Annotated in this window: 16 protein-coding genes; 7 read left to right on the plus strand and 9 right to left on the minus strand. The window is 68.0% G+C overall.

Annotation, left to right across the window (positions count from 1 at the left end; all coding sequences use genetic code 11):
* The first annotated feature begins 181 nt into the window (after positions 1-181).
* Complete coding sequence (locus tag FMP39_RS10610) at positions 182-928, plus strand: pyridoxal-phosphate dependent enzyme (RefSeq protein ID WP_228557856.1); 747 nt, start codon at positions 182-184, stop codon at positions 926-928.
* Between the two features lie 22 nt (positions 929-950).
* On the opposite strand, the gene FMP39_RS10615 is transcribed toward FMP39_RS10610, so the two are convergent.
* The 4 genes from FMP39_RS10615 to FMP39_RS10630 all read right to left on the minus strand — a co-directional run bounded on the left by FMP39_RS10615 (position 951) and on the right by FMP39_RS10630 (position 8171).
* On the minus strand, positions 951-1721 hold the full coding sequence (locus FMP39_RS10615) for a hypothetical protein (protein ID WP_141589800.1): 771 nt from the start codon (positions 1719-1721) through the stop codon (positions 951-953).
* Between the two features lie 189 nt (positions 1722-1910).
* On the minus strand, positions 1911-4313 hold the full coding sequence (locus tag FMP39_RS10620; RefSeq protein ID WP_228557857.1) for an ABC transporter permease: 2403 nt from the start codon (positions 4311-4313) through the stop codon (positions 1911-1913).
* Positions 4314-4475: 162 nt separating this feature from the next.
* Entirely contained in the window at positions 4476-5156 is a 681-nt protein-coding gene (locus tag FMP39_RS10625) for a hypothetical protein (protein WP_011552851.1), read from the minus strand.
* Between the two features lie 120 nt (positions 5157-5276).
* Positions 5277-8171 (minus strand): ATP-binding protein, encoded by a 2895-nt coding sequence (locus FMP39_RS10630; RefSeq protein ID WP_305036066.1) that lies wholly within the window; start codon positions 8169-8171, stop codon positions 5277-5279.
* Positions 8172-8680: 509 nt separating this feature from the next.
* Here FMP39_RS10630 and hppD point away from each other — a divergent pair.
* Genes hppD through FMP39_RS10645 form a run of 3 tightly spaced genes read left to right on the plus strand, consistent with a single transcriptional unit; the run spans position 8681 to position 11501 of the window.
* Positions 8681-9745 (plus strand): 4-hydroxyphenylpyruvate dioxygenase, encoded by a 1065-nt coding sequence (hppD, locus tag FMP39_RS10635; RefSeq protein ID WP_141589803.1) that lies wholly within the window; start codon positions 8681-8683, stop codon positions 9743-9745.
* Positions 9746-9775: 30 nt separating this feature from the next.
* A complete protein-coding gene (gene hmgA / locus FMP39_RS10640) occupies positions 9776-11113 on the plus strand; it encodes a homogentisate 1,2-dioxygenase (protein ID WP_141589804.1) in 1338 nt (445 codons plus the stop codon).
* A 7-nt stretch (positions 11114-11120) separates the two neighbouring features.
* The gene (locus FMP39_RS10645) at positions 11121-11501 is read left to right on the plus strand and encodes a Rieske (2Fe-2S) protein (protein ID WP_011552855.1); all 381 of its coding nucleotides are present in this window, start codon (positions 11121-11123) and stop codon (positions 11499-11501) included.
* A gap of 9 nt (positions 11502-11510) precedes the next feature.
* On the opposite strand, the gene FMP39_RS10650 is transcribed toward FMP39_RS10645, so the two are convergent.
* From FMP39_RS10650 to prtB, 3 genes are all read right to left on the minus strand, one after another.
* Positions 11511-12923: an MATE family efflux transporter gene (locus tag FMP39_RS10650; protein ID WP_141589805.1), complete on the minus strand. Its 1413-nt coding sequence runs from the start codon at positions 12921-12923 to the stop codon at positions 11511-11513.
* A 423-nt stretch (positions 12924-13346) separates the two neighbouring features.
* Positions 13347-14174 (minus strand): serine protease, encoded by an 828-nt coding sequence (locus FMP39_RS10655; protein ID WP_141589806.1) that lies wholly within the window; start codon positions 14172-14174, stop codon positions 13347-13349.
* Between the two features lie 3 nt (positions 14175-14177).
* Positions 14178-14975 (minus strand): M57 family metalloprotease PrtB, encoded by a 798-nt coding sequence (gene prtB / locus FMP39_RS10660; protein WP_090488859.1) that lies wholly within the window; start codon positions 14973-14975, stop codon positions 14178-14180.
* A 433-nt stretch (positions 14976-15408) separates the two neighbouring features.
* Here prtB and FMP39_RS10665 point away from each other — a divergent pair, with 433 nt between their 5' ends.
* Both FMP39_RS10665 and FMP39_RS10670 read left to right on the plus strand, forming a co-directional pair.
* The gene (locus FMP39_RS10665; protein WP_228557858.1) at positions 15409-16581 is read left to right on the plus strand and encodes a DUF6068 family protein; all 1173 of its coding nucleotides are present in this window, start codon (positions 15409-15411) and stop codon (positions 16579-16581) included.
* Positions 16582-16660: 79 nt separating this feature from the next.
* Positions 16661-17782 (plus strand): hypothetical protein, encoded by a 1122-nt coding sequence (locus FMP39_RS10670; protein WP_194858345.1) that lies wholly within the window; start codon positions 16661-16663, stop codon positions 17780-17782.
* A gap of 30 nt (positions 17783-17812) precedes the next feature.
* Here FMP39_RS10670 and FMP39_RS10675 read toward each other — a convergent pair whose 3' ends face one another.
* Entirely contained in the window at positions 17813-18592 is a 780-nt protein-coding gene (locus tag FMP39_RS10675; protein ID WP_141589809.1) for a TetR/AcrR family transcriptional regulator, read from the minus strand.
* Between the two features lie 166 nt (positions 18593-18758).
* On the opposite strand from FMP39_RS10675, the gene FMP39_RS10680 reads away from it, so the two are divergent.
* Complete coding sequence (locus tag FMP39_RS10680; protein WP_141589810.1) at positions 18759-21008, plus strand: excinuclease ABC subunit UvrA; 2250 nt, start codon at positions 18759-18761, stop codon at positions 21006-21008.
* A gap of 59 nt (positions 21009-21067) precedes the next feature.
* On the opposite strand, the gene FMP39_RS10685 is transcribed toward FMP39_RS10680, so the two are convergent.
* Positions 21068-22543: an MAC/perforin domain-containing protein gene (locus FMP39_RS10685; protein WP_228557859.1), complete on the minus strand. Its 1476-nt coding sequence runs from the start codon at positions 22541-22543 to the stop codon at positions 21068-21070.
* Positions 22544-23015: the final 472 nt, after the last annotated feature.

Genomic DNA, 23015 nt, shown 5'->3' on the forward strand with positions numbered 1-23015 from the left:
GCCGCCGCTGACTATTGCACAGCCGCCTTCCCCCAGAGGCTTTTCACTTCAGCCTCCTGGCCGGGGCGAGTGTCCTGGGCCGGTGAGCGGGCGGACTTCGGGTCCACGTCCGGACAGCCCCCGGGCCGCGCGGCTGGCGTGGGACGTCCCCACCGGGGAGGTTGGGGATGGAGGTTCACGCATGCGCGTCGTGTTTCCCTTGTCACGGCCCTGGCCGGGGGGGCCGGTGGTGCTCTGGGGTGGAGCGCTTCCGGCGGGCAGTCTGAAGTACCTGACGTTCTCCCATCACCTCCAGTCCGCGCCCGCGGAGACGAAGGGCCTGGTGGAGCTGTCCGGTGCGTCGTCGGCGCTGGCGCTGGATGCGCTGGGCCGCGAGCGCGGGCTGCCGGTGGTGGCCCTCACGGACACGACGGGCACCGCGTACCTGCGCGCCAACGGCTTCGGTGGGGAGGTGCGCACCGTGCACGGCTTCACGCAGGCCTGGGAGCTGGCGCTGGACTACGAGCGCCAGGGCTGGTTCTGGCCCCGGCAGCTCGCCAACGGCGCGCTGGTGGAGAGCGTGGAGTCATGGACCACGCGGCTGCTCGACATCGTCCAGGACGTGTATCCCGCCGTGCGCTGCGTGGTGTGTGGCTTCGGCACGGGCGCCACCGTCGCGGGGCTGTACCGGCCCTTCTCCGCCGCGGGCTATGAGGTGGTAGGCTTGCAACCCGCGTCCGGCAGGACGATGCCCGGCTGGCGGCGCTGGGCGGAGCAGAGCCTGGGCTCCAAGGACCTCTTCTATCCGTACCGCGAGGATGTGCCCCTGGAGACGGCGGATGCGAAGGCGGTGGACGCGCTCGCCGCGCTGCTGGCCTGGGCGCGCTCGGAGCGGCGGCCAGAGGAGGTGCTCGTCATCTCCCACAACGCGAGGCCCCCATTCGAATGACGGGGGCCTTCGTCACGGCGCTTCAGCGTCCGCGGCCCTGCCCACCGCGCTGACCGCCCGGGGGGCCACCCACGCTCCGGTCCTCGCGGCGCAGCGACTGGTACTGGGAGCGCTGGGCCTCGTCGAGGATGGCGTTCATCTCCTGGTCGGTCTGCTGGCTCTCCGTGCGCAGCGCCTGGCGCATGTCCCGCATGGTCTTCGTTCCGGCGCGGACCTCTTCCATGAGCGCCTGGCGCTTGGTGGACTCCGCCTCCAGCCGGCGCGTCAGCGTCTGCTCCTGGGTGTAGTTCAGCCGAGCGTCGGTGATGAACTTGCGCACGCGCTCCTGCTGCTGCGCCTGCTGCTGGACCTGCGCCTGCTGCCACTGCTGCTGCCGCTCGGCGCGCTGCTCATTGCGCATCTCGTTCTGGACGTTGCGCACCGCGTCCTTGAGGTAGTCGCGGCCGCCCTCGGAGTTCAGCGCTTCGCCGGCGACCATGCCGCGCACCTCGGCGCGCAGTTGCTCCACCTCCGCCGCGAGCGCCGCGGGCGGCGGCGAGGCCACCACCTTCCCATCCGCCGTCAACGTGGGGCGCCGCTCCACCTCCATCAGCCGCCGGGACAGGCTGATGGACGTGTCCTCCAGGGCCTTGATCCGGCGCTCCAGGTTGATGACGTCCGCGGCGACGCTCGTGGGCTGCTCGGGCGGAGTGGACGGGGGCGGAGCCTGCACCGTCTCACGGGGACTCCAGAGGGCCACCACGAGCGCCGTGGCGGCAAGGAAGAGGGCGGCGATGCTGGCGAGCTTGTTCACGTCTACTCCGACGGAAGCTGGAACGACTTATTCCATATCAGGTGTGTCCAGCCCCGTCCGCCGGCCAACAGGGGCGGAAAGTGGCTCCCCGGCGGGCCCGTTCTGGCCGCCCGGATGCTCGGTTGCCCCCCCCCGCAGAAGGGGCCTTCCCAGGACAAGTCGTCCCCTCGAATGACGCAGGCGTGAGCCCTAGTCCGCGCGCAGGGACTCCGACGGGGAGACGCGGCTGGCGCGAAGCGCGGGCAGCAGGCACGCCAGCAGGGAGAGGGCCGCCAGCGCCACGGCCACGCCCAGGAAGATGTCCGGGGCGAAGGGCTCCACGCCATAGAGCGTCGCCGCCATGAACCGGGTGGCGCCATACGCGGCGATGAGCCCCACGCCCACGCCCAGGGCCGTCAACCGCAGCCCCTGGCTCAGCACCAGCCGCAGCACCTGGAGGGGATGGGCCCCCAGCGCCATCCGGATGCCCAACTCTCGCGTCCGCTGGCCCACCGAATACGCCAGCACGCCATAGACACCGACGCCGGCCAGGATGACGGCGAGCCCGGCGAAGGCCGCCAGCAGCCGCGTCGTGGCCCTGGGCCGCAGCAGGAGCTTCTCCACCCGGTCCGTGAAGGGCAGCAAGTCGTAGACGGGCTGCTGGGCGTCCACCGCCTTCACCTCTTCGCGCAGCGCGGCCAGCGCCGAGGCGGGCGGCCCCTGGGTGCGCACCAGCATCGTCATGGCTCGCAGGGGAAACTGCGCATAGGGCAGATAGCTTTCGGGCGTGGCGGGCTGGGTGAGCGACTCGTGACGGACGTCCTCCACCACGCCGATGATTTCCCGGAACGGCTGCAGGTCATCCCAGGTCAGCCGCACCCGCCGGCCCAGGGCATCCCCGCCACCGAGGTACCTCTGGACGAAGGCCTCGTTGACGATGATGACGGGGGCGCTCTTCTCCGTGTCCTCGGGCCCGAAGTCGCGGCCCTGCCGCACGCCAATGCGCAACGCGGAGAAGTAGCCGGGCGAGGCCACCCGGTAGGCCGTGATGTGGCGGTCACCGGGCGAGGCCGACATCCCTTCCAGGATGAAGTCACCATTCGAGCTCGAGCCTCCCAGCGGGGCATCGTTGACGAAGCCCACCGCTTCCATGCCGGGCCGCGCCATCAGCCGCTCCGCGACGCCTTCGAAGAAGGCCCGCTTGCGCGCGTCCTCCTGGTACGCGTCAGGGGCGAGCGTCAATTGCGCGCCGACGACCCCCTCCGCGTCGAAGCCCGGGTCCACCGCCTGGATGTTCTGCAGCGAGCGCACGATGAGGCCCGTGCCCACCATCAGCACCAGCGCGAGCGCGAGCTGCACCATGACGAGCGCGCTGCGCAGCGGATGCCCGGAGCGCGCGCCCACGGCGCTGCCGGATTGCCGCAGCAGGGGCAGCACGTTCATCCCCGACGCATGCATCGCGGGCGCCAGGCCGAAGAGCAGGCCGGTGCCCACCGACAGCAGCACGCTGAAGCCCAGGACGGTGCCGTTGAGCTCCAGCGGCGCCACGCGCAGCATGCTGGCGGGCAGCAGGGTGCGCACCAGCTCCATGCCCCACAGCATCAGCAAGAGCCCCAGCACGCCGCCGAAGAGGGACAGCAGCACGCTCTCCACCAGGGACTGCTGGAGCCGCCGTCCCTGGCTGGCGCCCAGCGCCGCCCGGATGGCGCCATCCCGCTGCCGGGACAACGTGCGCACCAGCATGAGGTTGGCCACGTTGGCGCACGCGATGAGCAGCACGAAGCCCACCGCCACCCACAGCATCCACAGCACATCTCGCGTGTTCGTCGTGAGGTGGTCCTGCCAGCCCGTCACCCGCACGGTGTGGCGCTTCTGCCCTGGCTCGGGGTGGCCAATGCCCTGTGCCGCGCGCTCCAGGTCCGCTCTGGCCGCCTCCAGTGAGACGCCCGGTGCCAGCCGCCCCAGCACCGACTGGTAGTGGTTGCCATGCCGCTGCGGGTCCTGCCACTCGGGGACCCACACATCCGTGTCCTCGGCGAACTCGGGGAATGAGAAGTCCTCCGGCAGCACGCCCACCACCGCGTGGCTCCGGCCGTTGAGCACCAGCGTCTGGCCCACCACGTCCGGGACGCCGCCGAGCGCCCGCTGCCAGTAGCCATGGCTCACCAACACCACGGAGGTGTCACCCCCGGGCGGCGCGTCCTCTTCACGCAGGTCGCGTCCCTGCGCGGGTTGCACCCCCAGCACGGAGAAGAAGTTGGGGGTGATGCGCGCTGCCCGCACCCGCTCGGGCTCGTCCGTTCCCGTCCGGTTGAGGCTGGTGCGTCCGAAGCCCGCGAGCTGGCTGAAGCCCTTCGAATGCTCCCGCCAGCCGAGCAGCTCCGGTGCCGCCACCGAGGCGTGGCTCACCGACTCCTGCACGCACCAGATACGGACCAGGGATTCGGGGAGGGGAAAGGGCAGGGGCCGCAGCAGCATCGCGTGGATGGCGCTGAACAGGACGGCGTTCGCCCCAATGACGAGCGCCAGCGTGAGGCCCGCGGCCAGCGTGAAGCCGGGGGTTCGTGTCAGCGTGCGTATCGCGTAGCGGAGGTCCTGGAGGAGCGAATCCATGGCTGCGGCCATGAGCGAAGGACATGCCAACCGCCTCGCGGGCGCAACCGCCGGACATCCGGAGGGTGTCCTTCCCTGAGCGAGCCAGGCGAGTGCGCGGATGCGGGAAGGCCCGTCCCGGAAGCGGACAGGCCCGGGGCGGGACGCCCGCTCACCGGCGCGTCAGTGGACGTCCCACCGGGCGGCGATTTCCTCGCACGCCAGCCGGACGTCGTTCATCCGGCGCTGCTGGGCCTTGGGCGCCTGGAAGAGTCGGCCCGCGAAGACGTCGAACACGCCCACCAGCCGCGGGTCCACCGGGCCGCGCTGCTCCAGCCGCTCCTCGGCGTAACGCTGGAGCACCGTGGCGATGTATTGCCCGGAGCGCTCGTCCAGCGGCGTGTGCTTGGAGAAGTAGAGCTTCAGAAGCCCGGAGCGCATCAGCCCCTGGGCATCCACGCTGCGCAGCAGCACGTCCGGGCGCACGCTGATGTCCACGCCCGCCAGCGCCAGCGGCGGCAGGTCCGCGTCCACGGGGCTGGCAATCGCGCGGGTGGCCAGGTCCCCCGCGGACACCAGGCAACGCTGGAGCGCCTCCGCGCACAGGGCCAGCCGGTGCGCGTCGTAGTCGGATTCCGGCTGGGCGTTGAGGAGCCGCCGCTGGTGGTAGCGGAGGATGACCTCATCCCGGCCTTCGCACAGGAACTCGATGATGGCCTGGGCGGCGGCGGGGTAGCGCAGGTACTGCGGGTCCACCGGGTGCTTCTGGCCCTGGATGATGCGCTTTCGCAGTGACGGCGTCGCGGTGAGGTACTGGCCCAGCTTGTTGACGGAAACGCGCGGACTCTCACGGGTGACGGTCATGGTTCGGCCTTCCTTTCCGGCTTCGGGAATGAAGGCAGACTACCGGAAGGGTCTGACATTCCCGGGGCGGCCAGACGGGCCGGCTGCCCCATGGAAATCACACCCGTGGGGTAGGCCGTGTCAGGCCCGTCGTAGTGGGCCCCGGTTGGACATGGAGGCGATGACGGCCATCAGCTCCACCGGTTCGATGGGTTTGGGCACGTGGGTGGTGAAGCCCGCGAGCAGCGCGCGCGTCCGGTCCTCCATGCGGGTGTAGGCCGTGAGGGCCACCGCGGGGATGCCGCCACCCTGTTCCTCGGGCAGGGCCCGGACGCGGGCGATGAAGCGGTACCCGTCCTCTTCGGGCATGCCGACGTCGGAGACGAGCACATCGAACGATGCCTCGCGGAGCTCGGCCAGCGCGTCCTCCGAAGAACCGGCCGTGGTGACGATGCCGCCACACGTCTCGATGATGCTGCGAAGCAGCTCGCGCGTGTCCTCCTCGTCGTCCACCACGAGCACCCGCAGGCTCGCGAGCTGGGGCGGGCAGGGGAGGTCCCGCTCCTGCAACGGGCCGCGGAGGGTGGGGGGCACCAGCACCTCCCGCCTCAGCGCCACGGCCTGCGGCAGGCTGACGATGAAGGTGGCTCCCCGGCCCTCGCCCTCGCTGGTGGCCATCACGGTGCCGCCGTGCAGCTCCACCAGGTGCCGGACGATGGCCAGTCCCAGCCCGAGCCCCCCGGCCTTGCGCGTGGTGCTGCCGTCGGCCTGTCGGAAGCGCTCGAACACGTGGGGCAGGAACTGCGGGGAGATGCCCTGGCCCGTGTCGGCCACCGTGATTTCCACCGAGGAGTTCCGCCGCTCCACCAGCACCTGGACGCGGCCTCCCTTGGGGGTGAATTTCACGGCGTTGGACAGCAGGTTCCACACCACCTGCTGCAGGCGGCTCATGTCGCCCATGATGGTGCCGCCCGAGTCGAGCGCGGCCTGGATGCGGATGCCCTTCGCCTCGGCGGCGGGCCGCAGTGATTCGAGCACGGCCTCCACGACCTGGCTCACGTCGACGGACGACACGTCCAGCTTCAGCTTGCCCGTCATGATGCGGCTCACGTCGAGCAGGTCCTCGACGAGCTGCCCCTGGGCGCGGGCATTGCGCTCCACGGTGGCCAGCGCCCGCTCCCGCTTCTCTGGCGGCAGCGTGCCGGTCCGCAGCATCTGCACCCAGCCGAGCACCGCCGTGAGCGGCGTGCGCAGCTCGTGGGAGACGGTGGCGAGGAACTCGTCCTTGAGCCGGTTGGCCTCCTCCGCCTCCTCGCGCGCCACGCGCTCCCGGGCGAGCAACCGCTCCCGCTCCGCCTCCAGTCGCTTCTGTGCGCGGATGTCACGGCCGACGGTGGCGATGCCCATCTGCCGCTGGGTGTCGTGCTCCACCAGGGGGAAGGTGTGGTACTGCGCCGCGATGGGCTCGCCCGTCGGGAAGTGCCGGAAGCGGAACGCTCCCTCCCGCCGGCCGCCCTGGAGGATGGCGGCCGCGATGTGTTCGTCGACGTAGGTCTGGTCTTCGGCCAGGAAGAAGTCCCGCAGGTGGTACCGGGTGATGTCTTCATCGCGTCCCAGGCCCAGCAGGCGCCGCCCCGCATCGTTCACCCACACCGCCCGGCCGGATGGGTCTCCCACGCCGATGAAGTCGGGGGATTGCTCGACGATGGTGGCCAGCCGCTCGCGTTCCTGTTCAGCGCTCCGCTGCTCCGTCACGTCCTGCAGGGCGCCGACGACGCGGTCAGGTCTTCCTTGGTCGTCGAAGTGCGTCTTCACCATGGCCAGCAGGGAGCGCTGCACGCCATCCCAGCCCTGCACGCGGCACTCCAGGCGAATCGCCTCCGCGCCCGGACGCAGCGCCTGTTCGATGGTGCGCCGTGCGCGGTTCACGTCGTCGGGATGAATGCGGGCCGCGGCTTCCTTCAGCGTCGGAGACTTGCCGGGGGGAAGGCCCAGGTGCTGCAAGGCCCGCTCGTCCCACGACAGCACGCCGCGCTCATACTGCAATTCCACGACGCCCAGCTGACCGGCGGCCAGGGCCATGCGCAGGCGTTCCTCGCTGGCCCGGAGCGCGGCCTCCGCCTGGGCCCGCCGGGCCACCTCCGCTTCGGCCTGGGCCCGGGCTTGCTTGGCGCGTGTGTAAGCCTCGCGCTCGGCGCGCTTCTCCTGCTCCACGGCCAGGTGGGTGGCCAGCTCGCGCGCCAGGTCCTCGAAGAACTGGCGATAGGTGTCGTCGAAGCGCAGCCGGGGGCTGATGCCCAGGACGACCACGCCCCGGAGGCTGTCCGTGCTGGTGCGCCGCAGGGGCAGCACCAGCGCCTTCTCCGTGGGCTCGGGCCAGGGGCCGAACTGGCGGGCTCCCAGGAGGGATGGCACCGACTCCAGGAGGACGGGGACGTTCGCCGCCACGGCCTGCTTCGTGGCCTCCGTGATTCGTCCCAGGTCCAGCACGGCGTGCTGCGCCAGCGCGTCGAGCCCCGTGGACTCCGTCAGCTCCAGCCGCTGTTCGCCCTCGTCCCAGTTGTAGATGAGGGCGAAGGGGATGTCCTTGGGGTTGTCCGCCAGGGCTCGGATGGCATCCGTGGTGGCGCTCTCGGAAGGCCCGTTCCCTCGGGGCGCCAGCGCGCGAATCGTGGCCAGCCGGCGTTCGCTGAGGACGACGTCGGTGACCTCGAAGACGACCTGGAGGATGCCCGCGATGGTGCCCGCGTCGTCCCGCAGGGGACTGAAGTCGAAGGTGAAATAGGCCTCTTCATTGAACCCGTAACGGGTGAGCATGAAGTAGGTCTTCGCCACCTGCGTCACTTCGCCCGTCGCCAGGAGCTTGCGCATCCAGGGCGAGATGACGGGATAGGTGTCGGGCCAGCACTCGCGGTAGGTGGCGCCCAGGTAACGGGGATGGCGCGGGCCCATGATGACCGCGTAGCCGTCGTTGTAGACCTGGATGAGCTCGTGTCCCCAGAAGATGATGGCCGGGGCCGGCATCTCCAGAATCATGGCGACGAAGGACTTCAGCGGGCGGGGCCACGATTCGTAGGGGCCAAGTGGGGTACGGCTCCAGTCGTGCGAGCGCAGCAGTCCGCCCAGTTCGCCACCAGGGACAGGGGGTTCAGTCTGGGAAGTGAGTTGTTTCACGCGGTCGGTGGGGTGCAGGGCGGGGTGCGTAATCCTGCGTAATCTAGCGATGCAGCCTGCCGCGTCCTGGCTGGATGCGTCCGGCCGAATCGCGGTGAAGCGGGGAGGCAAGCGCTCGAGTCGCGCCCAGCGTCGTGCCGTGAACAGCCCTCCGCCGCCCGGGCGCCACCCGTCGCCAGGGAAAGTTGATGACGGATTCATGGCGCGGCGCGCTGTTCAATTCCCTGACAGTCTCTGGCTGGACTTTGTACTTTTTATGCAGGGGCGCCATCCCTACGTTCGCCAGAGGAGGCGCTCCCGAGCACGGGGCGCTTCGGCGACTCGCGCGGGCCGTGAAGGCCCGCGCCCCAGCAACGCACGGAGGCGGCGTCATGGCGGATACGGCAGAGAATCCTCTTGGGCTGAATGGTTTCGAGTTCGTGGAGTTCACGAGCCCCCAGCCCGAGGTGATGGAGCGCCTCTTCGAGCGGCTGGGGTTCACCGCGTACTCCAAGCACCCGTCCAAGGACCTGGTCCGCTACAAGCAGGGCGGCATCAACCTGCTCATCAACCGCGAGGCCTCCGGGCAGGCCGCTGAGTTCCGCGCGGAGCACGGCCCGTCCGCCAGCGGCATGGCCTTCCGCGTGGCGAACGCGCGCACCGCCTACGAGATGGCCCTGGAGCGCGGCGCCAAGGCGGCGGACCCGGAGCGGGGCTCGCTGGGCGAGGGCTCCTATGTCGTGGAGGGCATCGGTGGCAGCCTGCTGTATCTGGTGGACCGCCACGGGGAGAAGGGGACGCTCTATGACTCCTGGCAGGAGATTCCTGGCGCCGAGGAGGCCGAGGCGAAGAACAGCGTGGGCCTGGAGACGCTGGACCACCTGACCCACAACGTGCGCCGCGGGCAGATGCGCACCTGGTCGTCCTTCTACAACCGCATCTTCGGCTTCACCGAGCAGAAGTACTTCGACATCAAGGGCCAGGCCACGGGCCTGTTCAGCCAGGCGATGATCGCTCCGGACAAGGCCATCCGGATTCCGCTCAACGAGAGCCAGGACGACAAGTCGCAGATTGAAGAGTTCATCCGCCAGTACAAGGGCGAGGGCATCCAGCACCTGGCGCTCACCACGCCGGACATCTACGACACCGTGGAGCGGCTGCGCGCGCGCGGCGTGGCGCTGCAGGACACGCTGGAAACCTATTACGACCTGGTCGACAAGCGCGTCCCCAACCACGGCGAGGACCTGGCGCGGATGCGCAAGAACCGCATCCTCATCGACGGCAGCGAGGAAGAGGGCCTGCTGCTCCAGATCTTCACCGAGAATCTCTTCGGGCCCATCTTCTTCGAAATCATCCAGCGCAAGGGCAACGAGGGTTTCGGGAACGGCAACTTCCAGGCGCTCTTCGAGTCCATTGAACTGGACCAGATTCGCCGCGGCGTCATCAAGGTCGACTAGTCCGCGCGCCGCGCTTGCGAGGAGAATCCGGTGACCACCCAGTCTTCCTCCGAGGTGTCGCCGGGGAGCGTCCTCAAGACGGCTCCCGGCGCCTATCTGTCTGGCTTTGGCAACGAGTTCGCCACCGAGGCGGTGCCCGGCGCACTGCCCCAGGGACAGAACTCACCCCAGCGGGCGCCGTTCGGCCTCTATGCCGAGCAGTTGTCGGGCTCGGCCTTCACGGCCCCGCGCCGGGAGAACCGGCGCAGCTGGCTGTACCGCCTGCGGCCCAGCGCCAACCACCCTGCGTTCCAGCCGCTGGCGCAGGGGCTCTTGCGCAGCGGGCCCTTCGACGAGGTGCCCGCCTCGCCCAACCGGCTGCGGTGGAGTCCCCAGCCCCCGCCAGTCCAGCCCACTGATTTCGTGGACGGGCTCGTCACCTACGCGGGCAACGGGGACGCGGCGTCGGGCGCGGGCATCAGCATCCACCTGTACGCGGCCAACCGCTCCATGGTGGACCGGGTGTTCTTCGACGCGGACGGTGAGCTGCTCATCGTCCCGCAGGCGGGGCGGCTGCGGCTGGTGACGGAGCTGGGCGTGCTGGACGTGGCGCCGGGCGAAATCGCGGTGGTGCCGCGCGGGGTTCGCTTCCGCGCGGAGCTGCCGGAGGGCCCGGCCGCCGGTTACGTCTGTGAGAACCACGGTGCGTTCTTCCGGCTGCCGGACCTGGGGCCCATTGGGGCCAATGGACTGGCCAACCCGCGCGACTTCCTGACGCCGGTGGCGGCCTTCGAGGACGTGGACCGGCCCACGGAGGTGGTGCAGAAGTTCCAGGGGCGGCTGTGGTCGGCGCGGTATTCGTACTCACCGCTGGACGTGGTGGCGTGGCACGGGAACCTGGCGCCGTACAAGTACGACCTGGCCCGCTTCAACACCATCAACACGGTGAGCTTCGACCATCCGGACCCGTCCATCTTCACGGTCCTCACGTCGCCCAGCGAGGTGCCGGGCACGGCCAACTGTGACTTCGTTATCTTCCCGCCGCGCTGGATGGTGGCCGAGCACACCTTCCGGCCGCCCTGGTTCCACCGCAACGTGATGAGCGAGTTCATGGGGCTGGTGCACGGCGTCTACGACGCGAAGGCGGGTGGCTTCGCCCCGGGCGGCGGCTCGCTGCACAACTGCATGAGCGGCCATGGCCCGGACCGGACCAGCTACGAACAGGCCGTCCAGGCGGACCTGAAGCCTCATAAAATCAAGGACACGCTGGCCTTCATGTTCGAGTCGCGCTGGGTCATCCGTCCCACGCGCTTCGCCATGGAGACGCCCGCGCTCCAGCAGGACTACGACGCGTGCTGGGCGGGCTTCCAGAAGGCGACGTTGCCTTGAGGGCCCCGTGAGCACGGGCGGGGAGACGGCGGGGCGCAAGCGCGTCTGGTCGACGCCGGCCAACGTGAAGCTGCTCCCGGTGAGCGCCCTGGAGGACCCCGGGGCGCGCAACCTCGTCCTCCAGATTGGGGACGCCTTCTTCCACGGCTTCCTGGTGCGCAAGGGTGACGCGGTCCACGGCTACGTGGACCGGTGTCCCCACGCGGGCCTGCCGCTCGCGCGCGAGCTGGACCGCTACCTGACGCCGGACAAGGGGCTCATCGTCTGTGCCTGGCACGGGGCCCTGTTCCAGGTGGAGGACGGGCTGTGCGTGGGCGGGCCGTGTTCGGGCGGGCGGCTCACGCCGTGGCCGGTGACGGTGCGTGACGGCATCGTCGTCACCGGCTGAGCACGCGGCTCAGGCGGGCGTTGCGACGGGCGCGGCCTCCGCCTCCGTCTCCGCGTCGAGGGAGACCAGGACCTGCTTCTCCCAGGCGCGGCTCTTCCAGCGCAGCCACATGGTGATGCCGCGCACCCATTCATCCGCGGCCACCGCCACCCACACACCGGCCAGTCCCAGGCCCATGTGGAAGACGAGGTAGTAGCCCAGCGGCAGGCTCATGCAGACCATGGACGCGATGCCCATGTAGACGGTGAACGTCGCGTCACCCGCGGCGCGCAGGGCGTTGATGAGCACCAGGTTGAAGCAGCGCCCCGTCTCCAGCGCGAGCCCGATGACGATGACCTGCGCTGTCAGCCGGACGATGTCGGCGTTCTCGGTGAAGAGCGAGACGATGGGGACGCGGAGGAGGACGACGGCCACGTCCACGACCAGGGTGATGGCCAGGCCCCACTTCAGGCTGCGCAGGGCCTGCTGGTACGCGTCGTCGGCGCGGTTGGCGCCCACCAGCCTGCCCACGATGATGGACGTCCCCATGCCAATGGCCAGGCTGCACAGGAAGACATACTGGGAGATGGCGTGTGCGTACTGCCGGGACGCCAGCGCCACCGCGCCCAGGAACGTCACGTAGTACAGGAACACCGTCTGGCAGCCCTGGTACGTGGCCTGCTCGAAGGCGGAGGGCAGGCCGACCTTGAGAATCTTGCGGACGTAGTCCTTGGAGAACGTCACGTAGTCGCGCGGCGCCATCTTCACCGGCATCACCCGGTACAGCACGTAGACGAAGACGCCCAGCGCGATGGCTCGGCTCACGACGGTGGAGATGGCGGCGCCCGCCACGCCCATCGCGGGGAAGCCGAAGTGGCCGGCGATGAGCACGTAGTTGCCACCCACGTGCAGCACGTTCATTCCCAGCGAGACGAACATGGACGCGCGCGTGAAGCCGTAGGTGCGCAGCAGCCCGGCGAAGACGTTGATGAGGGCCTGGAGGAACAGGAAGCCGCCGACGATGTGCAGGTACGTCTTGGCGTACGCCAGCATGTGGCCCTGAAGGTTCATCCCGCCCAGGATGGCATCCCCGCTGAGCAGCAGCCCCGCGCTGACGGTGATGCCGAGCGCGAGGTTCAGGGTGACGGCGATGGCGGAGATGCGCGCGGCCTCTGTCTGCCTGCGCGCGCCCAGGTACTGGGCCACGACGATGGCCGCGCCGTGACCCACGACCTCCATGATGAGGATGCAGATGAAGACGTACTGATTGACGACGCCCACCGAGGCGACGGCGTCATCCGACACGCCGCTGAGCATCAGCGTGTCCGCCGTGCCCATCATCATGAAGAGCAGCAGCTCCAGGAAGATGGGCCACGTGAGCCGGAACAGCCCCAGCGACGGTGCGCCGTGTGGATCGGCATTCGGGGATGCTGCGACTTCCATGGTGCGTCGACTCCGAGAGCCGGGCGCGGCATTGCCTCGGCTCGCGCCAGCGTCTCGCATGTCGCGCAGAGCGCGTCGAGTGACATCGAGGTGTGGGCGCCGCTGCTTGATTTGTGTTCAAACAGCAGAAGCCTTTTGCTCGTCTGCCCGACGGCCAATGGCGCGGTGAGGCGTGCGGATGATGGCCACGGCTTACCGTGACAACGCGGGCTCAGCTTGGGCGCCTGGCGCCTTGAGCCAGCGCCTGGCCGCTCGTTCGCCTCAAGGAGTCCGTATCGTGTGTGGGGTGACCCAAGATGGTCGACCGCGGCCCCGACGACATTGGCGCTCCCAGGGGCTCCAATGCCTGCCTCGGACCGGTGACAACTCGCACCGTTCGGTGAAGGTGACCCTCACCCATCCGGCGCAGCCGCGGCGCGGCGCTCAGGGCGCGAGCCGCGCGGATGGGGCGTCCGCCCCCTTCGTGCGCGTCGCCGTAGACGGCTCGGTGATGTCTTCGATTTGCAGATACTCGGAGGCTTCGACGATGACTTCCGCGGGCGCGCCCCGGTTGGAGCCCCGGCCGTTGACCTCACAGTCTCCGTCGGTGTGGACGCCCAGCAGGTGCCCTTGCCGGTTGAGTACGCCCGCGCCGGAGCTGCCGACCAGCGTGTCCAGGTTCCCGTAGAAGATGAGGTTGTTGCACGCGTCCAGATACCGGCCCTCGGCAACGACCTTGGGGCGTCCGCGAGGGTGCTGGATGATGGCCAGTTGTTCGGTGGCCTGGGCCGTCAGCGGGATGGGCGTGACATCCGGGAGGACGTCGAGCTGGATGAGCGCGTAGTCCGGCTCCATCGACTGCTCGATGACGGTGCCCTCCGTAATCAAGGGGTCGCCGTCCGCGTCGTCCTCGAAGTTGAAGACGATCAGCGGGATGTCCCCGAGGTTGACACAGTGGCCCGCGGTGAGCACCACGGGGCCCGCGCTTGCTTGAATCAGCGTTCCGGTGCAGCGCCCGTCAATGAGCACGACGGCGTCTTCCCGGTCCTGGATGACGTCCGAGAACTCGCCGACGTAGCTGTTGATGGGAGTGAAGTCGAGCGTCGGACCGCACTGCGCGAAAGCACGAACCTCCGGACTGGCGGGTGGCTCACAGACCGCAGGCTCGGTCGGCTCGGACCGTCCTCCGCAGGCGGTGAGGCCCAGGAAGACGGTCCCAGCGAGGAGCGAACCCCACAGCGTCATGAGGAAGTCTGTGGGGTGTCGCGCCATGACTCAGTACAGGTACTGGAGCGCCGTGACGTCGGAGCTCTTGAAGTTACCCGTCTCGGACGAGCCGAAGCAGGAGTTCATGAGCGAACCGCCGCGGGTGGCCGTGGTCGGCGTGCCCGGGATGTGGATGGCGCCAACGCCCGCGCTGCCCTCGTTGGTGGCCGCGCCACCGCAGCTGATGCTGCGGTTGTAGTAGTCAGAGTGACGCAGGCCCACGGCGTGGCCCAGCTCGTGGGTCACGACGTGCTCGACCACGGCCACGCCGTAGGTGGCGGTGCCGGTGCCGATGTTGATGATGCCGTAGGGACGGCCGCCGGAGGGGAAGCCCGCCGAGCCGCCAGCGCCGGACATGGTGCGCGCGGAGATGGTCGCGCTGCAGCCGGAGCCGCCGCGCTGCATGGTGAACGACAGGCCCAGCGCGTTGTAGTTGGCGATCGCCCGGTCAAGGGCGGACATCAGCGTGGAGTTGGCGGCGTACGCGGAGTTCGGGACGATGCAGATGCGGGTGATGGAGGAGGAGACGAGGTTCGTCGTGCGGTACTGCTCCTGCGTCTTCAGGTCCGTCTGGAGCATCTCGCGGGACGCCTCGAGCGTCACGTGCGAGTCGCGACCCACGTACACCTGGCCGTCGGAGACCAGGATGTCGTCCGCCGGGAAGCCGGCCTCGACCAGGTTGGAGATGATCTCTTCATGCTCGTGCTGCGAATCGGCCTGCACGTCAGTGCCGCAGCCCGTCAGCATCATGCTACCGGTCACCGCGAGGACTGCAGCTCCCTTGAACATCTTCTGGAACATGGGCATCGGAGATTCCTCGTCCGTTTTGACTGCGGGGGGACGCGCCGGCCGCCTGGTATCCACCAGCCGCGGCGAGGCGCGTCCCGGCCCATGAGCAAATGGTAGGCCAATGAGTCCCGTAGAGCGAGAAACCAGAAATAGTTGACTAGCGTGGAGTGTCTGCGCTCCAGGCCCGTGTCACGGGCGCGTAAATAGAGTTGACGCCAGTCGCCACAAGCCCGCGTGATTGCTTCAGATTCCCTGGAGACAGCAGGGCGTTTCGAAACCACACAGTGATGTCTGCTTATCGGTCACTTGCCCCATGGGGCAAAGACACCCCAGGCATCATCTGGCGCAAGTGAAAACAAACTACGCCCCTGTAATGGGGTGAGAAAGGACACTCCCCTCTGACGACAGGTGCATGTGAATACACTGTCGGTGTATTCAGTCGCATATGCAAATGCGCCACGTCACTTGTCCTGTCGCCGCGCTGCTGGGCGCGGCCCTGTCGTTCCTTCCTGGCTGTGGGAGCACGATGTCGAGCAATCCCTCGCCCATCGAGGCTCAGAGCCAGACCTCCACTTCTCAGCAGGCCGCGGAGGCCTGGAAGCGTGCCCGCGTGGGCGACCGCGTCACCTATGCCTTCTCCGCGACCCAGGGCCCCACCCTCGGTGCGGCTGACGCCGCGCGCACGCTCGACGGCCAGTTGACGCTGGAGGTCGTGTCCGTTCAGCAGCCCTGGGTCTATGTGCGGGTGGCCTTCACGGACGCGGCGGGCCATCCGTTGTCGCAGACGCGGCTGGCGCAGGACCTGGTGGTTCCCGTGCGCTCGGACATGACGCGCTCGCTGGACGTGCCGCGTCCAGGGCAGGTGACGGCGGAGCGTCCTTCCTTCTCCGGGCGCGACTGGGAGGCCACTCGCTATGTCAGCGATCAACGGCCCGTGGATGGTCCGCTGCGCACGCGCGTGTATGCCAATGATTCGGCATTGCTCTACCTGACGCGCGGCCTGCTGGAGGCCAGCACGGAGTCCGCCGGGTTCCGGACGCCGGGCGGCATCCGGCTGTCGCTGCGTGAGTTCCAGGAGGGCTCCACCGAGGCCAGCGCCCCCGCGCCCGCGCTGGAGCGGCCCCTGGGGCCCGGCGCGTACTACGACAGGAAGGTGGACATGGCGCCCACGCACGAGGTGCTGCGCGTGTGTTTCACCGCGGAGCGCGGCTACATCCTGCGCGCGGAGGGCCCCTTGGGCACTGGGAGCGAGCCGTGCGCCGACTTCTCCAAGGCGGAGCCTGAGTCCCTGGAGGAGGTGGTGATGGGCCTTCCTTGGGAGGCGCTGGTTTCGGGCGAGTGGCCTCCCTCCAAGGACGGCGCCCGTGGCACCTTCACCGTGGGAGACCGGAACGTGCCCTCCATCACGGACCAACGCACGGAGGACGTGGAGGGCACGCAGCACGTCTTCATGGACACCTACGCGGCGGAGCCCTGGGCGCCGGGGCTCGCGGGCCTGCCGTATGAAGCGCGCTTCCAGTCGCTCTCCAGCGGCTCCGAGCGCGTGGGCCCCGGAGGGCAGCGTGAGTCCGCGGGCGGCAGTCGGATCGTCCAGTGGGGCCCGTGGCTCGGCGGGCAGCCGTGACGGTTCGGTAGCCTCCAGAAAGAGGCCCGAGGGGCCCTTGCGCAGAGCGGAGCTACACTGGGTGCGGACTGGAGGCTTCATGCACCTTGAGAGATTTCGTCGGCTGCCCGCGCTCGTGCTTCTCGGACTTTCCTTCGCCGGTGGGATGGGGTGCTCGGAGGACGACGGGGGCGTGAACACGCCCAACCCCCTGACGAATCCCAAGGATGGGCCTCCCGCCGGGAATCAGAACCCGGAGGCCACGTGCGCCATCCCGGCCGAGGCTGGCCTCGCGGATGTCTCCCGGCCCACCACGGTCGTCGGCACGGGCAGTCCGGAGAGCTGTACCAGTGACGCGTTCATCCAGGCCGTGGCGCTGGGCGGGGTCATCACCTTCGACTGCGGTCCCGAGCCCGTCACCATCACCCTGGAGCGGACGGCGAAGATCTTCAACGACACGGGGCCGGAGATCGTCATCGACGGCAAGGGACTGGTGACGCTGAGCGGGGCGGGGCGGCATCGCATCCTGTACATGAACACCTGCGACCGGGAGCAGGTGTGGACGACGGCGCACTGCCAGGACCAGGACCACCCTCGGCTGACGCTGCAGAACCTGACGTTCGTGGATGCCAGCTCCAAGACGGAGACCGAGTTCGACGGCGGCGGCGCGGTCTGGGTGCGCGGCGGGCGCTTGAAGGTCATCAACTCCCGGTTCTTCAACAACGCCTGCGCGGATGTGGGGCCGGACGTGGGAGGCGCCGCGCTCCGTGCGTTCAGCCAGCACCGGAACCAGCCCGTGTACGTGGTGAACACGACCTTCGGGGGCAAGGCCGGTTATGGCGGTGCCTGCTCCAACGGCGGTGGCATCAGCAGCATCGGCGTGTCGTGGACCATCATCAACAGCCTGTTCTCCCACAACCGGGCTGTCGGCAACGGCGCCAATCCCGCGCGGCCGGGGACTCCCGGTGGGGGAAGTGGCGGGGCCATCTACAACGATGGGAACACGATGACGCTGTCACTTTGTGGCACCCGGATTGAGCACAACGAGGTCAATGCTCACGGCAGCGCCATCTTCTTCGTGAGCAATGACCACTCGGGAGATATCCGCATCGACCGCTCCGTGATTCGGAACAATACAGGCGGCTCGTGGTACCCGACGCATCCACAGATTTCGAATCACGATGACACGCCCATCGTCGTGACGAGCTCCACGATTGAGTGACGAATCGCTCGTCTGCCTCACCCTGGGGGCTCAGCGCCGCTTCTTTCCCGGTGCCTTTCCGTCGATGAATACCGCCAGTCCATCGAGCACTCGTTCGAGACCGAAGGCAAACGCCCCCTTGGGGTCGTGTGCCCCGTAGGTCTCTCCCGCGGTCTGCCCGACGCGGGACAGGACGGGGTAGGGCGTGAAGTCGACGGTTTCGAGGAAGGGGGCGACGCGGTACCACCACTCCTCGTCCGTCATGCCGGTCAGGTCCTTGACCATCTTCTCCCGGGCCGCGTTGCGGACCGCGCCGTGGACGTAGTCGAGGACCAGGGTGATGATCCGGTCCATCTCGAGGTCCGTGAGCCCCAGGCCTTCAATGGCACTCAACGCGATGTCGGCGGAACGGAAGGTGTTCGGGCCCAGCACGGTGCGGTGGGTCGCGAGTGGAATCACCCACGGGTGGGCCAGGTAGAAGTCGCGATAGTCCGTCGCCACCCGCGTCAGGTTGGCGCGCCAGTCGGCGGGCTTGAAGACGGGCCGGTCCTTCAGGATTTCGCCGGACACGACATCCATCATCAAGTCCAACAGCTCGGCCTTGCCGGGGATGTGCGTGTAGAACGACATGGGGGAGATGCCCACCGCCTCCGCGACGCGGCGCGTGCTGACCGCTGCGAGCCCTTCGGCATCCGCGATGGTGACGGCGGCTGACACCAGCTCCGCGACGCTGGCCTTCGCCTTCGGGCCGCGCTTCGGTGCCTCGGTCCGTCCCCATAGCAACTGCAGTGATTTCAACGGGTCGCCCCGGCCGGAAATCTCGTCGCTCATCCGTACCTCAGGATAACTATTTACAGCGTACGGGGTTGTTGTGCTAAACCTCGTGCGCCGTACGAAGTTACGGCGTAGCTGAAAAGATGTCGAGCGATTTGCGGGAAGCCTGTGTGTGGACGTGCCGCGTCCGCGGGCAGGGCGTCACTCTAAGGAGAAGCCAATCATGTACGGCTCCATCAAGATTCGCGGGGCACGCGAGAACAACCTGAAGAATGTCTCGCTCGACATCCCCAAGCGGAAGATCACGGTCTTCACGGGCGTCTCGGGTTCGGGCAAGTCGTCCCTGGTTTTCGGCACCATCGCGGCGGAGAGCCAGCGGCTCATCAACGAGACCTATCCGGCCTTCGTGCAGCAGTTCATGCCGCACTATGGCCAGCCGGACGCGGAGAGCCTGGAGAACATCTCCGCCGCCATCATCGTGGACCAGCAGCGGCTGGGCGGGAACTCACGCTCCACGGTCGCCACCGTCACCGACGCCGCGCAGATGCTCCGCGTGGTGTTCTCACGCCTCGCCGAGCCGCACCTGGGCAGCCCAGGCTTCTATTCCTACAACGACCCCCGGGGGCTTTGTTCGGAGTGCGAGGGAATCGGTCAGGTCGCGTCCATGGACATGGACGCCGTCATCGACAAGTCCAAGTCCCTCAATGAGGGCGCCATCCTGCCCAAGGACTATGCGGTCGACAGTTGGTACTGGGCCATCTACGCACGCTCGGGCTTCTTCGACGTCGACAAGAAGCTGTCCAAGTACACGAAGGAGGAGATGGAGAAGCTCCTCCACCTGGACGACGGCCGGAAGATCAAGCTCGACAAGATGAACCTCACCTACGAGGGCCTTGTCCCCAAGCTGCGCCGGACGCTGGGTTCCAAGGACCCTGAGACGGTCCAGCCGCACGTCCGCGCCGAATACGAGCGCATCTTCACCCGAGCCATCTGCCCTTCCTGCAAGGGTGGGCGCCTCAACCAGGCCGCGCTCGGCAGCCACATCCTGGGCAAGAACATCGCGGAGTGCTCCGCGATGCAGGTGTCGGACCTCGCCGCGTTCGTCCGGAAGATTGCCGCTCCGTCCGTGGGGCCCATGCTGGAGGCCCTGGCCCACCGGCTCGACAACCTGGTGACCATTGGCCTGGGGTACCTCAGCCTCGACCGCGAGAGTTCGACGCTGTCGGGTGGAGAGAGCCAGCGGGTGAAGATGGTGCGGCACCTGGGCTCCAGCCTCACCGATGTGACGTACATCTTCGATGAGCCCAGCGTGGGGCTCCACCCGCACGACGTAGGTCGGCTCGCGGGCCTGATGCAGCAGTTGCGCGACAAGGGCAACACCGTGCTCATCGTGGAGCACAAGCCGGACATGATTGCCATTGCGGACCATGTGGTCGACATGGGGCCCAAGGCCGGCAACAAGGGTGGACAGGTTGTCTTCGAGGGCACCTACGAGGGGCTGCTGACCTCGGGCACTCTCACGGGCAACCACATGAAGAAGCACCAGCCGCTGAAGACCACGCCTCGAAAGCCCACGGGGCAGCTTCAAATCAAGGGCGCCCGGCTCAACAACCTCCAGGACCTGTCTGTTTCGATTCCGCGGGGTGTGCTCACGGTGGTGACGGGGGTGGCGGGCTCAGGGAAGTCGTCGCTGATTCAGGGCTGCCTGCCCAAGGCGTACCCGGAGACCATCATCATCGACCAGAACCTGGCTCGGGGCTCGCGCCGCTCCAACACCGCCACGTACACCGGCATCCTCGACAACGTCCGCAAGGCCTTCGCCAAGGCGAACAAGGTGGATGCCGCGCTGTTCTCCGCCAACTCGAAGGGGGCCTGCCCGGACTGCAGTGGCCTGGGCGTCATCTACACGGACCTGGCGCACCTGGACCCGATGGTGACCGTCTGTGAGACGTGCGAGGGCAAGCGGTTCACCGAGGAGGTGCTGGCGCACCGGTTGCGCGGCAAGTCCATCAGCGAGGTCTACGAGATGGCCATCAGTGACGCGGTGGCCTTCTTCACCGAGCCGGCGATTGCCAAAATCCTCCAGGGGCTGGATGACGTCGGGCTCGGCTACCTCACGCTGGGGCAGCCGCTGTCAACGCTGTCGGGCGGTGAGCGCCAGCGGTTGAAGCTTGCCGCCGAGCTGGGCCGTTCTGGGAACATCTACGTGCTTGATGAGCCCACCACGGGCCTGCACATGAACGACGTGGACACGTTGATTGGCCTGTTCGACCGGCTGGTGGATGCCGGGTCGACGGTCATCGTCATCGAGCACAACCTCGACGTGGTGTCCCGCGCGGACTGGGTCATCGACCTGGGACCCGGCGCCGGGCATGAGGGCGGACAGGTCGTCTTCGAAGGCCTTCCGGCTCAGCTCGCGACGCACCCGCGCTCGCTGACCGGGCAGCACATGGCCCGCCGAGGCAAGGCGTAACGGCGGGCCCGGCGGAGCGGTGAGAGACACCTCGCACCGCTCCGGCCTATGCGTGCAGCTCAGGACTTCGCGGGCTCCAGCTTCCACGGGACGAGGTTGTAATAGTCGTCCTTGGGATAGAGCTTGCCGCTGTCTCCTTCGAACGAGAGCGTCTTGTCCGCGCGATCGTCGCCCTTCTCGGCCCGCCAGCGGTTGCGGATGTAGAACTCATCCGTCTTGCCCGGCACGGGGATGAACTTCCAGGGGACGAGGTCCGCCACGTTGTCCCGGTGGAAGAGCTTGAGCGTGTTGCCATCGAAGGACAGGTGGTAGTCCAGCCGCTTGTCGCCCAGGTCCGCGCGCCAGCGGCTGCGGATGTAGTACTCGTCCGACTTGCCGGGCACGGGAATCAACTTCCAGGGGACCAGGTCGTTCGTGTTGTCATCGGCGTAGAGCTGCACGTTCTCCCCAGAGAAGCTCAAGTGCTTGTTGACGCGCTTCTCGCCGGGGTCGGCCCGCCAGCGGCTTCGGAAGTAGAACTCCTTGTTCGCCATCGAGGAGACATCGGGGCGGGTGAAGCCCTCGGTCCGGATGTGCGTGTCGACGGCTTGCATCATCCAGGTCTTCTTCTTCTGGATGTCCGAGTCCTGGGGGAAGTATTCGGCCGTGAAGAGCTCGTACAGCGGCTTCAAATCGAGCTGGAGCGGCTTGGGGTCCTGCCGGATGCTCTTCACCCACTCGTTGAAGTCCGTGCTGGGCGTGCCGCCCACCCACTGGATGCTGTCGATGGTCAGCCCGCTGGACTGCTTGAACGCGGAGCTGGAGGACGTGGAGGTGCTCGTTCCCGTATTGGCGGTGGCGCCCTGGTAGGTGGCCGACGCGGACGAGGAGATGTCGACGCCCCGCTCCACGAATCTGGAGTACTCCTTGGAGGAGATGTGGACGCGTTGGTACATCCGTCCACCGAACGTGACCTCCCGGGCGTAGTGCGTGCCGAAGGTCTTGATGAACGCGGCGCAGGCGCTCTCCGACGTGAGCTTCGCCACCTCGCTGGTGAACCGGCTGCTCAGCGGCAGCTTCTTGATGAAGTCGTGGTTGAGCTCAATCGAGCAGTCCTCGAAGAAGCTCTGGACGAACGTCTCAATGGTTTCATTCGAGCTGCTGGTCTTCTCGAGCTGCCGATACGTGAGGCTGGCGCTGAACGACACCAGTCCCGGAATGTCCAGCCCCGCGCTGACAGTGTGCTCGAAGCTGTGCGAGAAGTCGAAGGAGGAGAACCACGTCTGCGTGCGAGAGGTGCGCTCGCCCCGGGATTCAGAGAGGTAGCGCGTCCCTTCGGGGATGTAGAGGCTCTTGTCCGGCGTGAGCTGCGTGCAGGACTCCGGGGTAATCTGGACGATGCTCTCGGTCGTGGCGCCTCCGCCGTCCCGGATGCGCTGGCTCAGGTCCAGCGGGTTGATTCGGATGACGTCGTAGCACCTGCCAAGAAAATCGATGTTCTTGTATGGGACCGTTCCCTCGAACTTGTTGAAGTCGATCTGCATTGGCTCGGCCATGTTCGGAACTCCCTGGGTGGGGTGGGGGTGGGCATTCCAGGAGGTTGTGCCGGGCGCGACGGAAACACGGGCTTTCTGGCCGTTGGAACCGGGGCTGCCCCGTGGGCCGAGGTGAAAGTCGGGACGAATGTCTGGAAGCCCGCGCTGTTGAGCGGGGCCTGTCCTGGAGCGGAATGTGCCCTCGCCTCAAAGGGCGGTGCCGTCTCGTCGGTGCGCGCCGGGTTTGACGTCGATGGCGGTCGCTGCCCCGGTGTCGGGCCCGAAAGTCTGGTTCGGCTCGGCGTTGAGCCGCTTCACCCGTGCGCTCCCCGACGTCGTCGTCAACCAGACCTGGGCGGACTCATGGGCGGCCAGGGCAGGGAGAACAGAGCGCGGTACGCCGCAAGCGTGAAACGCATGAGGCACTCCAGGAATCGTGGAAACGGCCTGACTTTGGTTTCAGGCCATCCCTGGAGTGCCAGTCGTGCGGCAA

The sequence above is a fragment of the Myxococcus sp. AB056 genome (genome assembly GCF_006547365.1).
GTDB lineage: Bacteria > Myxococcota > Myxococcia > Myxococcales > Myxococcaceae > Myxococcus > Myxococcus virescens.